General features: G+C 68.4%; 18 protein-coding genes. 12 read left to right on the top strand and 6 right to left on the bottom strand.

Going from position 1 to position 15,123, the window contains the following annotated elements:
* Positions 1 to 31: 31 nt before the first annotated feature.
* Genes ACFWN2_RS30875 through ACFWN2_RS30900 form a run of 6 tightly spaced genes read left to right on the top strand, consistent with a single transcriptional unit; the run spans position 32 to position 6,654 of the window.
* Positions 32 to 1,675 (top strand): ABC transporter substrate-binding protein, encoded by a 1,644-nt coding sequence (locus tag ACFWN2_RS30875; RefSeq protein ID WP_382433375.1) that lies wholly within the window; start codon positions 32 to 34, stop codon positions 1,673 to 1,675.
* A complete protein-coding gene (locus ACFWN2_RS30880; RefSeq protein ID WP_382433377.1) occupies positions 1,676 to 2,581 on the top strand; it encodes an ABC transporter ATP-binding protein in 906 nt (301 codons plus the stop codon).
* Positions 2,578 to 3,558 (top strand): ABC transporter permease, encoded by a 981-nt coding sequence (locus ACFWN2_RS30885; protein WP_382433379.1) that lies wholly within the window; start codon positions 2,578 to 2,580, stop codon positions 3,556 to 3,558. Before ACFWN2_RS30880 ends, ACFWN2_RS30885 begins: the two co-directional genes overlap by 4 nt.
* 3 nt (positions 3,559 to 3,561) lie before the next feature.
* Positions 3,562 to 4,380 carry an ABC transporter permease gene (locus ACFWN2_RS30890; protein WP_382433381.1) on the top strand — a complete coding sequence of 273 codons (819 nt, stop codon included), beginning with the start codon at positions 3,562 to 3,564 and terminating at the stop codon, positions 4,378 to 4,380.
* Complete coding sequence (locus tag ACFWN2_RS30895) at positions 4,377 to 5,333, top strand: ABC transporter ATP-binding protein (protein ID WP_382433383.1); 957 nt, start codon at positions 4,377 to 4,379, stop codon at positions 5,331 to 5,333. Before ACFWN2_RS30890 ends, ACFWN2_RS30895 begins: the two co-directional genes overlap by 4 nt.
* A complete protein-coding gene (locus ACFWN2_RS30900; RefSeq protein WP_382433385.1) occupies positions 5,326 to 6,654 on the top strand; it encodes a GH1 family beta-glucosidase in 1,329 nt (442 codons plus the stop codon). The genes ACFWN2_RS30895 and ACFWN2_RS30900 overlap by 8 nt, the downstream gene beginning before the upstream one ends.
* Here the strand turns inward: ACFWN2_RS30900 and ACFWN2_RS30905 are convergent.
* Positions 6,641 to 7,087 carry a hypothetical protein gene (locus ACFWN2_RS30905; RefSeq protein ID WP_382433387.1) on the bottom strand — a complete coding sequence of 149 codons (447 nt, stop codon included), beginning with the start codon at positions 7,085 to 7,087 and terminating at the stop codon, positions 6,641 to 6,643. The two genes, ACFWN2_RS30900 and ACFWN2_RS30905, sit on opposite strands and share 14 nt — an antisense overlap.
* Positions 7,088 to 7,106: 19 nt before the next feature.
* Here ACFWN2_RS30905 and ACFWN2_RS30910 point away from each other — a divergent pair, with 19 nt between their 5' ends.
* The 3 genes from ACFWN2_RS30910 to ACFWN2_RS30920 all read left to right on the top strand — a co-directional run bounded on the left by ACFWN2_RS30910 (position 7,107) and on the right by ACFWN2_RS30920 (position 9,285).
* Positions 7,107 to 7,757 (top strand): helix-turn-helix domain-containing protein, encoded by a 651-nt coding sequence (locus ACFWN2_RS30910; protein ID WP_382433389.1) that lies wholly within the window; start codon positions 7,107 to 7,109, stop codon positions 7,755 to 7,757.
* Positions 7,758 to 7,819: 62 nt separating this feature from the next.
* Positions 7,820 to 9,070 carry a lysine N(6)-hydroxylase/L-ornithine N(5)-oxygenase family protein gene (locus ACFWN2_RS30915; RefSeq protein ID WP_382433391.1) on the top strand — a complete coding sequence of 417 codons (1,251 nt, stop codon included), beginning with the start codon at positions 7,820 to 7,822 and terminating at the stop codon, positions 9,068 to 9,070.
* 20 nt (positions 9,071 to 9,090) lie between these two features.
* Entirely contained in the window at positions 9,091 to 9,285 is a 195-nt protein-coding gene (locus ACFWN2_RS30920) for an MbtH family protein (RefSeq protein WP_382433393.1), read from the top strand.
* On the opposite strand, the gene ACFWN2_RS30925 is transcribed toward ACFWN2_RS30920, so the two are convergent.
* Together ACFWN2_RS30925 and ACFWN2_RS30930 are read right to left on the bottom strand one after the other, a co-directional pair.
* Positions 9,275 to 9,955: an SDR family oxidoreductase gene (locus ACFWN2_RS30925; protein ID WP_382433395.1), complete on the bottom strand. Its 681-nt coding sequence runs from the start codon at positions 9,953 to 9,955 to the stop codon at positions 9,275 to 9,277. The genes ACFWN2_RS30920 and ACFWN2_RS30925 overlap by 11 nt on opposite strands.
* Entirely contained in the window at positions 9,952 to 10,770 is an 819-nt protein-coding gene (locus ACFWN2_RS30930; RefSeq protein WP_382433397.1) for a hypothetical protein, read from the bottom strand. Before ACFWN2_RS30930 ends, ACFWN2_RS30925 begins: the two co-directional genes overlap by 4 nt.
* A gap of 65 nt (positions 10,771 to 10,835) precedes the next feature.
* Between ACFWN2_RS30930 and ACFWN2_RS30935 the strand changes: the two genes are divergently transcribed.
* The 3 genes from ACFWN2_RS30935 to ACFWN2_RS30945 are packed head-to-tail and all read left to right on the top strand — an operon-like array spanning position 10,836 to position 12,732.
* Positions 10,836 to 11,204 carry a GntR family transcriptional regulator gene (locus ACFWN2_RS30935; protein ID WP_382433399.1) on the top strand — a complete coding sequence of 123 codons (369 nt, stop codon included), beginning with the start codon at positions 10,836 to 10,838 and terminating at the stop codon, positions 11,202 to 11,204.
* Positions 11,204 to 12,079 carry an ATP-binding cassette domain-containing protein gene (locus tag ACFWN2_RS30940; protein ID WP_382433401.1) on the top strand — a complete coding sequence of 292 codons (876 nt, stop codon included), beginning with the start codon at positions 11,204 to 11,206 and terminating at the stop codon, positions 12,077 to 12,079. Before ACFWN2_RS30935 ends, ACFWN2_RS30940 begins: the two co-directional genes overlap by 1 nt.
* On the top strand, positions 12,076 to 12,732 hold the full coding sequence (locus tag ACFWN2_RS30945) for a hypothetical protein (RefSeq protein WP_382433403.1): 657 nt from the start codon (positions 12,076 to 12,078) through the stop codon (positions 12,730 to 12,732). Before ACFWN2_RS30940 ends, ACFWN2_RS30945 begins: the two co-directional genes overlap by 4 nt.
* Here ACFWN2_RS30945 and ACFWN2_RS30950 read toward each other — a convergent pair whose 3' ends face one another.
* The 3 genes from ACFWN2_RS30950 to ACFWN2_RS30960 are packed head-to-tail and all read right to left on the bottom strand — an operon-like array spanning position 12,733 to position 14,998.
* A complete protein-coding gene (locus tag ACFWN2_RS30950) occupies positions 12,733 to 13,704 on the bottom strand; it encodes a LacI family DNA-binding transcriptional regulator (RefSeq protein ID WP_382433405.1) in 972 nt (323 codons plus the stop codon).
* 5 nt (positions 13,705 to 13,709) lie between these two features.
* A complete protein-coding gene (locus ACFWN2_RS30955) occupies positions 13,710 to 14,165 on the bottom strand; it encodes a hypothetical protein (protein ID WP_382433407.1) in 456 nt (151 codons plus the stop codon).
* Positions 14,162 to 14,998 carry a DUF1996 domain-containing protein gene (locus tag ACFWN2_RS30960; protein WP_382433409.1) on the bottom strand — a complete coding sequence of 279 codons (837 nt, stop codon included), beginning with the start codon at positions 14,996 to 14,998 and terminating at the stop codon, positions 14,162 to 14,164. The genes ACFWN2_RS30955 and ACFWN2_RS30960 overlap by 4 nt, the downstream gene beginning before the upstream one ends.
* Positions 14,999 to 15,123 lie beyond the last annotated feature (125 nt).

The raw sequence follows: 15,123 nt of genomic DNA on the forward strand, positions 1-15,123 counted from the left end.
GCTCTCATGCTCCGTATCGGGAGATTCCCCCATGCGCAGAACAATCATCGTCGCGTTGGCACTGGCGCTCGCGGCGACGGGTTGCTCCTCCGGTGGCGCCACCAAGGCCTCCGGCGTGTTGACCGTGGGCATGCCCAACGGGCCGCTGACCGAGAACCACAACCCCTTCCTGCCCACGTCGGCGGCGGGTTCGCTGGGCTACCGCTACCAGATCTACGAGCCGCTGGCGTTCGTGAACAACACGCGCCCTGCCCAGGACCCGGTGCCGTGGCTCGCGACGAAGTGGGACTGGACGCCCGACTACAAGAAGGTCACCTTCACGATCCGGGAGAACGTGAAGTGGTCCGACGGCAAGCCGCTCACGGCCGCTGACGTCGCCTTCTCGTTCGAGATCCTGAAGAAGTGGCCGGCGCTCAACAACCGCGACTCGCTCAAGGTCGAGACCGCCACGGCGACGCCGGACGGCAAGGTCGAGGTCGCGTTCGCGAGCCCGCAGTTCGTGACGCGCAACAAGGTCATCAGCGCGATGGTGATCCCGCAGCACGTGTGGAGCACCGTCGACGACCCGACGACCTACACGAACCCGAAGCCCGTCGGCACCGGTCCGTACGAGCTGAAGTCGTTCACCTCGCAGACCGTCACGATCGCGCGGCGTGCCGAGTACTGGCAGGAACTGCCGAAGGTTCCGGAGATCCAGTACACGTCGTACAACGACAACACGGCGCAGACGACGGCGTTGGCGTCGGGTGCGAGCCAGTGGTCCTACGTCTTCATCCCGGACTACCAAAAGCTTTACGTGGACAAGGACCCGGCGAACCACAAGCTCTGGTTCCCCGCCGGTCTCGGCATTCACGGCCTGTGGCTGAACACGACGGTCGCGCCGTTCGACAACCCCGCGCTGCGGTCGGCGATGAGCGACGTGATCGACCGCGAGGCGATCTTCGTCAAGGGTGAGGCGAGGCTCTTCCCGAAGCTCGAGTCGAAGACCGGCATGCCGTTGCCCGCCGGTGACTCGTTCCTCGCGCCGGAGTACAAGGACGCGAAGTTCAAGATCGACGTCGAGGGCGCGAAGAGCAAGCTCACGTCCGCCGGCTTCAAGTACGCGGGCGACGTGCTCCAGGCCCCGGACGGCAAGCCCGTCACGATCGAGCTCACGAACCCGTCCGGCTGGTCGGACTACCTGACGGTGCTCGACATCATCAAGGGCGACCTGAAGAAGATCGGCATCGAGGCGACCGTGCGCACGCAGACCGCGGACGCGTGGACGACCGACTTCGCCAACGGCTCGTTCCAGGGCTCGCTGCGCTGGACCAACACCGGTGCCACGCCGTACGAGATGTACCAGAACATCATGGACGGCGCGGAGATCAAGCCGATCGGGCAGACCGCGGCGGTCAACTTCGGCCGCTACAACAGCCCCGAGGCGACGACGGCGCTGGCCGAGTACGCGAACGCGCCCGACGACGCTGCGCGGGCCAAGGCCCTCGCGGTGCTGCAGAAGATCATGGTCGAGCAGGTGCCGATGATCCCGACCTCCGCGGGTCCGATCGGCGCGGAGTACAGCACGAAGAGCTGGGTCGGCTGGCCGTCCGAGGAGGACCCGTACGGTCCGCCGCAGGCGACCCTGCCCAACGCCCTCCAGATCGTCATGAAGCTGAAGCCTGCGGGATCCTAAATGAACGAAGTCGCGCTTGAAGCGAAAGGTCTGGTCAAGACCTACAAGCGCGTGCGTGCGGTGCAGGACGTCTCCATCGTCCTGCGCCGCGGGCGCGTGACCGCCCTCGTCGGCGAATCCGGATCAGGCAAGTCGACGGTGGCGAAGCTGCTCGCGCGGCTCGTGGAACCCACCTCCGGCGAGATCCTGCTGGACGGCGAGAAGGTGCGAAGGGTCCGGGAGTACCGGCGCAAGGTCCAGATGGTGTTCCAGGACCCCTTCGCATCGCTCAACCCGATCCACACGATCCGCTACCACCTGACCCGGCCGCTGAAGATCCACAAGCGGCCGGAGACGGTGGAGGAGCTGTTGCAGCGGGTGAACCTGCCCGCAGACTTCGCCTCGCGGTACCCGCACGAGCTCTCGGGCGGGCAGCGGCAACGCGTCGCGATCGCCCGCGCGCTCGCCGCGCACCCCGAGGTGCTGCTCGCAGACGAACCGGTGTCCATGTTGGACGTCTCCATCCGGCTCGGCGTGCTGAACCTGTTGCTGGACCTGAAGGAACGGCTGAAGCTCGCGGTCCTCTACATCACGCACGACATCGCGTCGGCGCGCTACTTCGCGGACGAGACGTTCGTGATGTACGGCGGGCAGATCGTCGAGGGCGGCGACAGCGAGACCGTGACGCAACGGCCGGCCCACCCGTACACGCAGCTGCTGATCGAGTCCGCGCCCGACCCCGAACGGTCCGTCGTCGCGCTGGACGCGCCGGCCGTGGAGTCCACGCAGGTCTCTACCGGCTGCCCGTTCGCGCCGCGCTGTCCCAAGGTGCAGACCCGGTGCTGGACCGAGGCACCCCCGCGCACCGAGGTCGACTCCTACGGGCACTGGGCGGCGTGCTGGTTGTACGTGGAGGCGGCGGCATGACGTTCCTCTTGCGCCGCGCGCTGTTCTACTTGGTGACCCTGTGGGCGGCGATCACGGCGAACTTCCTGCTGCCGCGCATGCTTCCCGGTGACCCGGTGCAGGCGATGATCACCAAGCTCGGCGGCCGGCTGAACAGCGACGCGATGGCGTCTCTGTACATCCTCTTCGGACTCGACGACAACAAGTCGATCTGGCAGCAGTACGTCGACTACTGGGGCTCGCTCTTCCAGGGCGACCTGGGGCTGTCGTTCACGTTCTTCCCGACCCCGGTGGCGGACGTGCTCGCGCAGTCGATGCCGTGGACGCTCGGCCTGGTCGGCGTGACCACCGTGATCGCGTTCATCCTCGGCACCCTGCTGGGCGTGTACGCGGGCTGGAAGCGCGGGTCGTGGATGGACAACCTCATTCCGGTCACGACGTTCCTGTCGTCGATCCCGTACTTCTGGCTCGGCCTGATCGCGATCTCGCTGTTCTCCGTGACGTGGCCGCTGTTCCCGGCGTCCGGCGGTTACGCGCCGGGGCTCGTGCCGGAGTTCTCCGGCGAGTTCATCGGCAGTGTTCTGGAACACGCGGTGCTGCCCGGCGTCACGATCGTCGTGAGCTCGGTGGCCGGCTGGATCCTCGGCATGCGCAACATGATGGTGACCGTGACGGCCGAGGACTACGTGCTCGTCGCGCGGGCCAAGGGACTCACGCAGAAGCGGATCATGTTCGCCTACGCCGCGCGCAACGCCGTGCTGCCGTCGATCTCCGGTTTCGCGCTGTCGCTCGGGTTCATCGTCGGCGGCGCCCTGCTGGTCGAGATGGTGTTCTCCTACCCGGGCCTGGGTTACGTGCTGTTCCAGGGCATCGGCGCGAAGGACTACCCGTTGATGCAGGGCGTGTTCCTGGTGATCACACTGGCGGTGCTGGTGGCGAACCTGCTCGCGGACATCGGCTACCTGCTGCTGGACCCGCGCACGCGGCGGGAGGGCTGACGGATGAACTTCAAGACCAAGCTGGGCCTGGGCATCCTGGGCTTCTTCACGCTGATCGCCGTGATCGGCTCGTGGGTCGCGCCGTACGACCCGTCCGCGATGAGCGACGACCTGCTGTCGCCGCCGTCGGGGTCGCACTGGTTCGGCACGACCATGACCGGTCAGGACATCTTCTCCCAGGTGCTCGTGGGCACCAGGGGAGTGATGGTCGTCGGGCTGGTGTGCGGTGTGCTCGCGACCCTGCTGTCGATCCTGGTCGGCGTGACCTCCGGGTTCCTCGGCGGTGCGGCCGACGAGGCGTTGTCGATGCTGGCCAACGTCTTCCTGGTGATCCCGGCGCTGCCGCTGATCATCATCGTGGCCTCGATGCTGCCCTCGGCGGACACCGTGCTGATCGCCGCGGTGATCTCGCTGACGGCGTGGGCCTGGGGCGCGCGGGTGCTGCGCGCCCAGACGATGTCGTTGCGCCGCAGGGACTTCGTGGAGGCCGCGCGGGCGTCCGGTGAGTCGACCTGGCGCATCATCGTGTTCGAGGTGCTGCCGAACCTGATGGCGGTGATCGCGTCCGGCTTCGTCGGCACGGTGATCTTCGCGGTCATGCTGCAGATCACGCTGTCGTTCGTCGGCGTCATCTCGCTGTCGACCTGGAACTGGGGCACGATCCTGTTCTGGGCGCAGAGCAACCAGGCGCTCGGCCTGGGCGCGTGGTGGTGGTTCGTCCCCGCCGGCCTGTGCATCGCGTTGCTGGGCACGGCGCTGGCGCTGATCAACTTCGGGATCGACGAGTACGCGAATCCCCGGCTGCGGAAGGTGCGCGCATGAGCCCGGTGCTGGAGATCCGCGATCTCTCGGTGGACTACGGCACCCTCCGTGCCGTGCACAACGTCTCGCTGACGCTGAACAAGGGCGAGGTGCTCGGCCTCGCGGGGGAGAGCGGCAGCGGCAAGTCCACGCTGGCCTACGCCGCGACCCGCCTGCTGCAACCGCCGGGGCACACGCCGTCGGGCGAGGTGTTCTTCAAGGGCAAGGACCTGCTGTCGCTCAGCGACAAGGAGCTGCAGGTCCTGCGCTGGAGCGAGATCTCGATCGTGTTCCAGGGCGCGATGAACGCCCTGAACCCCGTCATCTCGGTCGCCACGCAGCTCGACGACGTCCTGCGCACCCACCGGCCGGAGATGAAGCGGCCGGAACGCACCGCGCGGGCCAAGGAACTGCTGGGACTGGTGGGCATCCCGACCGACCGGCTGGGGGCGTACCCGCACCAGCTCTCCGGTGGCATGCGGCAGCGCGTGATGATCGCGATGGCACTCGCGCTGGAACCGGAGATCGTCATCATGGACGAACCGACGACCGCGCTCGACGTGGTGGTGCAGCGGCAGATCCTCGGCCAGATGATGCGGCTGCGCGAGACGCTCGGCTTCTCGATCATCTTCATCACGCACGACATCTCGCTGCTGGTGGAGTTCTCCGACCGCATCGCGATCATGTACGGCGGGCGCGTGGTCGAGGAGGCGCCGGCCGCCGAGATCTACCGGGCCGCCAAGCACCCGTACAGTCAGGGCCTGCTGTCGTCGTTCCCGGCGCTGCGCGGCCCTCGCCGTGAGCTGAAGGGCATTCCGGGCTCACCGCCGGACCTGCGCTCGATGCCGGCCGGCTGCCCGTTCCACCCGCGGTGCCCGTCCGCGATGGACGTGTGCGGCGAACGGATGCCGGCGCTGGAGTCCGCCGAGGACACCCGGCGCGTCGCGTGCTGGCTGGAGGGCGTGCATGTCTGACATCACCGAGGGTCTGCCCGGCGACTTCTTCTGGGGCGTGGCCACTTCCGCGTACCAGATCGAGGGCGCGTGGGACGAGGACGGCAGGACACTGTCCATCTGGGACACGTTCTCCCGTCGTCCCGGCGCCGTCGTGAACGGCGAGACCGGCGACGTGGCCTGCGACCACTACCACCGCATGCCGGCCGACGTGGAGATGATCGCGGGTCTGGGCGTCGACAAGTACCGCTTCTCCGTGTCGTGGCCGCGCATCCAGCCCGGCGGCCGCGGCCCGGTGAACGCCAAGGGCGTCGACTTCTACTCCCGGCTCGTCGACGAGCTGCTGGACAAGGGCGTGGACCCGTGGCTCACGCTGTACCACTGGGACCTGCCGCAGGAGCTGGAGGACGCGGGCGGCTGGCCGCACCGCGACACCGCCCACCGCTTCGCCGAGTTCGCGGGCCTGGTGCACGACGCGCTGGGCGACCGCGTGCCGACCTGGACGACGCTGAACGAACCGTGGTGCTCGGCCATGCTCGGTTACGACACCGGCAGGCACGCGCCGGGCCGCACGAACTTCGCCGAGGCGATGCGCGCCACTCACCACCTGTTGCTGGGTCACGGCCTGGCGGCGCAGGAGCTTCGTTCCCGCGGCGTGACTTCGTTGGGCATCACGCTGAACATGGGCACGCACTCGGCCGCCTCGGACGACCCGCGTGACGTGGACGCGGCCCGTCGCGCCGACGGCCTCGGCACCCGGATCTACATGGATCCGTTGGTGCACGGGCGTTATCCGGAGGACGTGCTGGCCGACATCGCCGCGCGCGGCGCCGAGATCCCGGTGCGCGACGGCGACCTGGAGATCATCTCGACGCCGCTGGACGTGTTCGGCGTGAACTACTACACCTCGCACGTGCACAGGGCGACCGACGACCCGGCCGTGTCCGAGGTGGTGCCGCAGGGCCGCCCGGTCACCGCGATGGACTGGGAGATCGTGCCGGAGGGCTTCACACAGCTGCTGGTGCGGCTGCACGAGCACTACGGCGTTCCGATGGTGATCACCGAGAACGGCGCGGCGTTCGACGACCTGGACGTCGAGGACGGCCACGTCGCCGACGCCGACCGCGTCGAGTACCTGAGGTCGCACATCGCCGCCGTGGCCGCCGCCGTGCGGGCCGGGGCGGACGTGCGCGGGTACCTGGCCTGGTCGTTGATGGACAACTTCGAGTGGGGTTACGGGTACGGCAAGCGGTTCGGCATCGTCCACGTCGACTACGAGACCCAGCGGCGCACCCCGAAGCAGAGCGCGCGGTGGTTCCGGGACCTGATCACCCGCTCGTAGCTCCTGAACTCCGGCCCGGTCGTCGTGGATTCTCCGCGCCCTCACGACGACCGGGCCGGTTCCACGTCAGCACCGCACCGGCGGCCAGGACGACCAGAGCAGCGGCGTCCACCTGCGCCACCCTCACGACCTGCTGGTTCACCGCCGGTGTGGTCAGCACGAGCAGCAGGAACGTGCCCATGCTGACCGCGTTGCCGGTGATCGCGGCCGGGCGCAGGGCCGGGCGGAACGCGGACACGATCGCGAGCACGCCGACCAGCGCGAGCAGCACCGCCCGATGCCGCAGGAGCACCTCCAGGTCCACGCCCTCGATCTCCACTCCGTAGGCCGCCGGCATCGACTCCGGTGCCACCGCGCCGGCGCCGGGCACCACGTTGATCAGGCCCGCCAGCACCAGCAACCCCTGGCCCAGCCTCGTTCGTCTTGTCCGCACACGTGGAATCATCGAGCGCGTGACCGATGCCGCGCTTCCGGAAACGTGCTGCCCGCGGGAGCGGCCCACGATCTGGATCTGGCCCGGCCAGGCTGCCTACCTGGGCCCGTCGCTGCGCCTCGACCCGCACTCCGGCTCCGTGCACTGCTTCGCGCTCGGCGTCGACGCGCCGTTCCTGCTCCGCGTCGGTGACGACGAGCGGGAGGTCCGCAGCGCGCTCATCCCACCGAGGACGCGCCACCAGGTGGTCTCGGACGGCCGGATGCTGTTCCTGTACCTGGAACCGGACCTCGGCGACGACCGCGTCCGCACCGCGTTGGACGTCCTGCGACGGCATCCCGATCTGAGCGCGCCTCAGGTCGCCGCCGAGCTCAGTCTTTCCACGTCACGGTTCCTGCACCTCTTCTCGGCGCACGCGGGCACGAGTTTCCGCCGCTACCGGTTGTGGGCGCGCATGTTGCGCGTCGCCGCCGCGGTGGCCGCGGGCGCGGACCTCACCAGGGCGTCCGCGGAGGCCGGTTTCGCCTCACCCAGCCACTTCAGCGATGTGTTCCACGACATGTTCGGGCTGACGGCGAGCACTTTGCTGGGGAGTAATGCCCGAATCGTCCTCGACACGGACTCGAACCGCGCTCCAGCGACGTGGATCACGTCCGAATGTACTAGCTAAGGCATACCTTAGTTAAGTTAGGGTTACTTTACGCCACCGTGGAGTGCCATGAGAGGATCGCGATGGAACCGGTGTTAGACCTGGCCGGAATTGGCTTCGGGCCGTCCAACCTCGCTCTCGCGATCGCCGTGGAGGAACACGAACTTCCTGTCAGAGCCCGCTTCTTCGAACGACAGCAGCGGTTCGGCTGGCACCGGGGGATGCTGCTCGAGGACGCGACCATGCAGGTCTCGTTCCTCAAGGATCTTGTCACCCTGCGCAACCCCACCAGCGGGTTCAGCTTCCTCTGCTACCTGCGCGACCGCGGGCGGTTGATCGACTTCGTCAACCACAAGAACCTCTTCCCGCTGCGCAAGGAGTTCCACGACTACTTCGAGTGGGCCGCGGAACGGGTCGAGCACCACGTGTCCTACGACGCCGAGGTCTCGCAGGTCCGCGCCACCGGTGACGGGTTCGAGTTCACCGCGGGCAACCAGCAGGTCAGGACGCGCAACCTGGTGCTGGCGACCGGTCTTGAGGCCAACCTGCCGGACGGCATCGAGGCGGGCGAGCGGATCTGGCACAACAAGGACCTGCTCACGCGCGTCGACACGCTCGACGACCCGCGCCAGGTCGTCGTGGTCGGCGCCGGGCAGAGCGCGGCCGAGGCCGTGGCGTTCTTCCACGACCGGTTCCCCGAGGCCGAGGTGCACGGCGTCTTCGCGCGGTACGGCTACAGCCCCGCCGACGACAGCTCGTTCGCGAACCGGATCTTCGACCCCGCCGCGGTGGACGACTTCTACTCCGCGCCGGAGGACGTCAAGACCAGGCTCATGGGCTACCACGCCAACACGAACTACGGCGTGGTCGACGGCGACCTGATCGAGGAGCTGTACCGCCGGGTGTACCGGGAGAAGGTCGTCGGCAGGCAGAGGTTGTTGCTGCACAACACCTCCCGGCTCACCGACGTCACCGCCGACGGCAAGTGCGTGGTCGAGTCGCTCGCGGACGGCGGCCAGCTGCCGATCGACGCCGACGTGATCGTCTACGCCACGGGCTACCGGCCGGCGAACCCCGCCAGGTTGCTCGGCGACCTCGGCCGCCACTGCGAACGCGACGAGCGCGGCCGGTTGAGGGTGACGCGCGACTACCGCCTCGTCACGGACGACACCGTGCGCGGCGGCATCTATCTTCAGGGCGGCACCGAACACACGCACGGCATCACGTCGTCGTTGCTGTCCAACACGGCCGTGCGCGTCGGCGAGATCCTCGACTCCGTCCTCCGGCGGGTCGCGCAGCAGCAGGCAGAACCGAAGCTCCAGGCAGTCAAGTAGTTCCACCAGGAAGGACCGTCATGACCAACCCGTTCGAGGACCCGCAGGGCCGTTTCTTCGTGCTGGTCAACGAAGAAGAGCAGCACTCGCTGTGGCCGACGTTCGCGGACGTGCCCGCCGGGTGGACCAGGGTGTTCGGCGAGGAGAGCCGCGAGGCGTGCCTGGCCTACGTCGAGGAGAACTGGACGGACCTCCGTCCGGCCTCTATCCGTTGAGATAGGCCGAGAAAGTTCGTTGTCCTACCGCGCGGTCGGGAGTCAGGTTCCCGCCCGCGCGGTAGGCGCGATACGTCGCTCCCGGCACCTTCAGCTCCACGAGCCTGCGGTGCTTCCCCTTCGCTGCCAGGTACATCCGTGCGAAGTCGGCGGCCTCACGGATCTCCGGACCCCCCATCTCCGGCGCCTTGCCCGCGGGCGGTGCCTGAGCCAGCGCCGCCAGTTCCAGACCGACCTCGGCCTCGTCGACCGGCTGGAAGCGGAACCCCGGCACGGGCATCCACGGCAGCTTCGACGCGCTCTCGAACATCTTGCACAGCAACGAGTGGAACTGCGTCGCCCGCAGGATCGTGTACGGGACACCGGAATCGATGATCAACCGCTCGGCGGCCAGCTTCTGCCGGTAGTAGGGGAGCGGCACCTCGTTGCACCCCACGATCGAGATGTACACGAGGTGCGAGGGCCGCGAGTCCAGCACCGCCCGAGCCATCCTCACCTCGTGCCGGAACGACGTCGCGCAGTGCACCACCACGTCGGCGCGCAACGCGCCCAGCCCTGTGCCTCGCACGAGATCGGTGCCGCTCGACCGCGAGACCGGCCGCGCTCCCGGCAGGGCGGCGACGACATGACGGCCCAGTGCTCCACTGCCACCCGTGACGACGAAGTTCATGCCTCGACCTTGACACGGTGGTAGTAGGCCAGCACGACGGTGCCCGTGACCGCGGCCAGCGCGCTCACCACCAGCCCCGCCTGCGACACCGCGCTCATGCCGGTGCCCTCGCCGAGCAGCTTGATGCCGATCCACGCCGCCACGATCGGGTTCACGACGGTCTGACCGGCCACGACGAGGTCTGGTGGCCCGGAGGCGTAGCCGAGCTGGATGAACCAGGCGCCGGTGAGGAACGCGACGACCAGCCCGCCGAGCGACACCCATTCGACCGTCGGAAGGGACGTCGTGACGTCCCTGACCAGCACGGCGACCAGCCCGTACGAGATCCCGGCGCCCACGGAGAGCGCCAGCGCCCTGATGGCCCCGGCGGTGAACGTCGCCGCGACCACGCACACCAGCACGCCCGCGACCACGAGCTGGCCCGCCTGCAACGCGACCTTCGGCGTCACCTGGGTGGGTACCGCCTCGCCCGCCGTGATGGTCACGAACACCACGATGCCGACCGTCGCCACCATCACCGCGACCGCGAGCATTCCGCTCAGCCGGCGGGCGCGGACCACCGCGATGATCGGGATGGCCAGGGCGTTCAGCGGCGCGACCACCGAGACCGGGGCCAGCGACAGCGCGACGACCTGCAGGACGGCGCACGCGAACAGCACCAGGAACCCGTTGACCCACCGGCGTGACCGCACGAGTTGCAGCGCCGACGTGAGCTTCAGGTCGGTCGTCTCCCGCACACCGGCGTGCTGCCACATCGCGCCGAGTGCGCTGCACCCCGCCGCGAGCACCGCGCACAGAATCGCGACCCCGACCACGTGGCCGATCCTACCCCGTCACTGCTATGGTTCATTACATGAGTAACGAACCGAGGAAGTAAGCCATGTTCGACGACCGGAGCCCGATCTACCGGCAGATCGCCGACCGGATCAAGGCGGACGTGCTCAGCGGGGCGTTGAAGGCGGACGAGCAGGTCATGTCGACCAACCAGTACGCCGCCTACTACCGGATCAACCCGGCGACCGCCGCGAAGGCGTTCCAGCAGCTCGTGGACGAGCAGGTGCTCTACAAGAAGAGGGGGATCGGGATGTTCGTGAGCACGCAGGCTCGCGACATGCTGCGGGCACAGGGGCGGGAGACCTTCTTCGGCGAGGTCGTGGACCCGATGGTCGCGGAGGCGCGGGCGATCGGCATCCCGCTTGCCGAGGTCATCCGCCGGATCGAGCAGCACGAGAACAACGGGGGCGTGTGATGCGAGTAGAGGTGCAGGGCTTAACGGTCCGCTACGGCGACGTGACCGCCATCGACGACATGAGCTTCACGTTGTCCGGCAACAAGATCTACGGCCTGCTCGGTCGCAACGGCTCGGGCAAGACCAGCCTGATGTCGGCGCTGGCGGGTTACCGCAAGCCTTCAGGATCCGTTCAGCTCGACGGCGTGCCGGTCTTCGAGAACGCCGCCGCGATGCGCCAGGTGTGCCTGGTCCGGCACTCCGCCGACGCCGCGGACAAGGGCGACAAGGTCTCGTACGTGCTGGAGTACGGCGCGGCCTGGCGCGACACGTGGGACAACGACTACGCGTTGCGGCTCGCGGATCTGTTCAAGATCGGGCTGAAGACCAAGGTCGGCGAACTGTCGCTGGGGCAGCGCTCGGCGCTCGGCGTCGTGATCGGGCTCGCCAGCCGCTCGCCGCTGACGATGCTCGACGAGTCGCACCTCGGCATGGACACGCCGACGCGGTACGCGTTCTACGACACGCTGCTCAACGACTTCATGGCGCACCCGCGCACGATCATCATCTCCACGCACCTCATCGAGGAGCTGTCCTCGCTGCTGGAGGAGGTCGTGATCATCGACGCCGGCCGGCTGGTGCTGCGGGAGGAGGCCGACGTGCTGCGCTCGCGCGGCACCGAGGTCACCGGGAACGCCTCCGACGTCGACGAGTTCACGGCCGGGATGACCGTGCTCGGCGAGAAGTCGCTGGGACGCACCAAGGCCGCGATGGTCTACGGGGCGCTGGACGACGAGCAGCTGGTCCGGGCGCGTCAGCTCGGCCTGGAGCTCGGGCCGATCGCGTTGCAGGACCTGTTCGTCCACCTCACCGAACCGGTCGGGGGGAAGCGGTGAAGATCTTCCGGCACATGGTCGTCACGCTCACCTCGTTCTGCGCGATGGTCGCGGGCGGCACGTTCGCGTTCGTGCTGGCGCTGACGTTCGTCGTCTCGATCTTCCGGCACGTCGAGATCAGCGCGTGGAACATCGTCGCCTCCCAGGTGGGTCCCTGGTTCCTGTTGTGGATCGGGGTCTACGTGATCCACAACATGCTGCCGATCGCCGTCGCGCACGGACGCACCCGGCGTGAGTTCTTCCTTGCGGCGTCCGGGTTCTCCGTCGTGCTCGCGGTCGCGATGACGCTGCTGGAGTGGGTCGGGTTCCTCGTGGAGGGCGGGATCTACTCGCTCATGGACTGGCGCGGGGACGCGCACGGCACCCAGCTCGCGTACTTCCTGATGTACCTGGTGTGGTTCGCGGTCGGCATGCTCTGCGCGGCGGCGTTCGACAGGTTCGGCCCCGGCGGCGTCTTCGTCCTCCCGGTCGGGCTGGCGCTGGTGGTCGCGACGCGCGTGCGGTTCCCGGGATCGGGCAACCTGCCGTACGTCGACGAGCTGCCGGACCTCCTCGGCTCCGGCTGGTACGCGGCGCTGGTGGCGTCGTTCGTGATCGCACTGGCCGGGACGTGGGCGATCGCGCGGGACATGCCGGTGCGCCAGCGCACGTGATCAGCCGCTGTCCCGCACCACCAGCGAGGGTTCGAAGACCACCGAGGTGGCGGGGGAGCGCGGCTCGGCGATCTGGCGCAGCAGCTGCCGCGCCATCTCCGCGGCCATGTCGGTGATCGGCTGACGCACGGTCGTGAGCTCGGGTTCGGACGTCAGCGCGGCGCTGCTGTCGTCGAACCCGACGACGGCCACGTCCTCCGGGACCTTGCGGCCGCCGCGGTGCAGGACGGGGATAGCGCCGTTCGCCATCAGGTCCGACGCGATGAACACGCCGTCCACGTCCGGGCAGCAGCGGAGCAGCTTCTCCATCGCGGTGATCCCGGACTGCCGGGTGAAGTCCCCGTGCACCACCACGGCATCCGGCACCTCGGCGAGGAACCCGGCGAGCCGGTCCTGCCCGGCAGGCGTGTCCTGCGGGCCGGTGATCGTCGCGATCCGCTTGCAGTGCAACGACTTCAGCCGGCGTCCTGCCAGTGCGGCACCCGCTGTCTGGTTCACGTCGACGTACGTGATCGGCATCGGCCTGAGCGGACGGCCGGCGAGCACCACCGGCAGTCCGGCCGCGATCAGCTGGCCGGGCATCGGGTCCGCCGGGTCGGTGTGCACGAGGATCACGCCGTCGAGCCGCCCGCACCGCAGGTCGCTCAGCGCCTGCGCGCGGGTGCCGGGGCCGGTCATCATCAGCACCAGGTGGATGCCGAGCGGCCGGACCACCCTCGTGACGCCGCTGACGACGCTCGCGAGGTGCGGGTCGCCGGTCATGCGGTGTTCGTCGGGCAGCAGCAACCCGATCGCGGCCGCCCGGCGCGTGACGAGCGACCGCGCGGCGATGTTCGGCAGGTACCCCGTGGTGGAGATGGCTTTCTGGACGGCGTGGCGCAGTGACTCGTCGACGCTGGAGGCGCCGTTGACGACTCTCGACGCGGTCGCGCGCGACACCCCGGCCATCCGCGCCACCTCCTCCAGCGTCACGCGCTTCACCCGGCCGCCAGTTCCGCGGTGCGGTGGCTCTCCATGAGTTTCACGACCTCGGCGGTCGGCGGGTGGGTGATGGCCGAACCCGCCGAGCGCACGACCTCCAGCGACTCGGTGAGGTGGGTGTGCACGAACTGCCTCAGGGCGTCCTGGCTGGTCGAGGCGAGCTGGATCTCGGCGTCGGTCGGCATGCCCGGCATGTCGTGCCCGGCGTGGTTGTTCACGTACGGCGCGTCGAGGAGCTTCCTCAGTTCGGTCAGCTCGATCGTCCGGTTCTCCTTCAGCTCCGGCCGGTCGGTGAGGTCGAGGAGTTTCAGGGCCTGCTCGTCGGTCGCGATGGCGAGCTCGACGAACGCGCGTTCCGTTGCGCCGTAACCGTTCTGCGCGACCGGCGCCGGTGGCGGGGGTGGAGCCTGCTGGCAGGCCGCGAGAAGGCCTGCCAGCAGGAGCACTGTCATCCGTGGTTGCCGTTGTGGTCGCACTTGATCACCACGTTGATGCAGTTGCGGACGCGGCGTTCCATCTCGGCCCGCGGCCACACGTTGAAGAAGTCGCCGTGCATCGTCTGTCCTGTGCCGGAAGCGAGTCGCAGTCCAGCGGTGCTGCCGTTCACCGGATACCGCAGCACCATGCGGAGCTTCGGCACCGAGACGGGGTGGCTCGACGGGCAGCCGCCCGCGACCGGGTAGGACATGTGGGACTTGTGGTCGGCCGAGTCGAGGTTGCGGCCGTCCCAGCACTGCGGGAAGTCCAGGTACGTCTCCAGCATCGTGCCCGCCGGGCAGGTCACGAAGTTCTTGGACGGGTTGACGTGCCCGGCGTGCAGGCAGGACCAGCGCGCGATGCTGTCGGCATCACCCGTGGCTTTCGCGTTGCCCGCGACGATCTTCAACCCGTACGGCGTCGGCTGGATCGCCGCGGGGTTGTTCACGCCTTCACCGAGGTAGTAGAAGGTCACGCCGGTCGGTGCGATCGCCGTGTTGTCCCGGTAGAGCGTCGGCACCCAGTACGACGAGATGTCCGCGACCGGGTTGCAGTTCCCGGTCTGCCCCTCCAGCGACTGCTGGGTGGACCGGGCGTTCGTCGAGTGGTTGCCGAAGAAGTCGTGCATGTGCGAGGCACCGGCGAGGTTCGGCAGGACGATCGGGTCGTCCGGCAACCGGTGACTGATGGGGCACTCCGCGAGGAACTCGGCCACGCGAACGGGTTCTCCTTGTGCCGCAACGGGAATGCTGAGCGCGGTGGCTATCAGTCCGATGACGGCGGCTATGTGGAACAGACGCTTCCTCATTGAAGCTTTCCTCTCCGCAGCAGGATTGGGAGAGCGCTCTCACGCACAACGAGCATGGCGCAGCCCGTAATCGGCCGTCAATCCGCAAGAAACGTTCAGAAGTCCCGGTTTTCTTGACACGGCGC

It is taken from the genome of Lentzea sp. NPDC058436, assembly GCF_042721515.1.
In the GTDB taxonomy this organism is placed as follows: Bacteria; Actinomycetota; Actinomycetes; order Mycobacteriales; family Pseudonocardiaceae; genus Lentzea.

Excerpts from the sequence above, each read along its gene's own strand:
- ACFWN2_RS30875 (WP_382433375.1), top strand. The coding sequence starts at position 32 with ATGCGCAGAACAATCATCGTCGCGTTGGCACTGGCGCTCGCGGCGACG.
- ACFWN2_RS30880 (WP_382433377.1), top strand. The coding sequence starts at position 1,676 with ATGAACGAAGTCGCGCTTGAAGCGAAAGGTCTGGTCAAGACCTACAAG.
- ACFWN2_RS30885 (WP_382433379.1), top strand. The coding sequence starts at position 2,578 with ATGACGTTCCTCTTGCGCCGCGCGCTGTTCTACTTGGTGACCCTGTGG.
- ACFWN2_RS30890 (WP_382433381.1), top strand. The coding sequence starts at position 3,562 with ATGAACTTCAAGACCAAGCTGGGCCTGGGCATCCTGGGCTTCTTCACG.
- ACFWN2_RS30895 (WP_382433383.1), top strand. The coding sequence starts at position 4,377 with ATGAGCCCGGTGCTGGAGATCCGCGATCTCTCGGTGGACTACGGCACC.
- ACFWN2_RS30900 (WP_382433385.1), top strand. The coding sequence starts at position 5,326 with ATGTCTGACATCACCGAGGGTCTGCCCGGCGACTTCTTCTGGGGCGTG.
- ACFWN2_RS30915 (WP_382433391.1), top strand. The coding sequence starts at position 7,820 with ATGGAACCGGTGTTAGACCTGGCCGGAATTGGCTTCGGGCCGTCCAAC.
- ACFWN2_RS30920 (WP_382433393.1), top strand. The coding sequence starts at position 9,091 with ATGACCAACCCGTTCGAGGACCCGCAGGGCCGTTTCTTCGTGCTGGTC.
- ACFWN2_RS30925 (WP_382433395.1), bottom strand. The coding sequence starts at position 9,955 with ATGAACTTCGTCGTCACGGGTGGCAGTGGAGCACTGGGCCGTCATGTC.
- ACFWN2_RS30935 (WP_382433399.1), top strand. The coding sequence starts at position 10,836 with ATGTTCGACGACCGGAGCCCGATCTACCGGCAGATCGCCGACCGGATC.
- ACFWN2_RS30940 (WP_382433401.1), top strand. The coding sequence starts at position 11,204 with ATGCGAGTAGAGGTGCAGGGCTTAACGGTCCGCTACGGCGACGTGACC.
- ACFWN2_RS30955 (WP_382433407.1), bottom strand. The coding sequence starts at position 14,165 with ATGACAGTGCTCCTGCTGGCAGGCCTTCTCGCGGCCTGCCAGCAGGCT.
- ACFWN2_RS30960 (WP_382433409.1), bottom strand. The coding sequence starts at position 14,998 with ATGAGGAAGCGTCTGTTCCACATAGCCGCCGTCATCGGACTGATAGCC.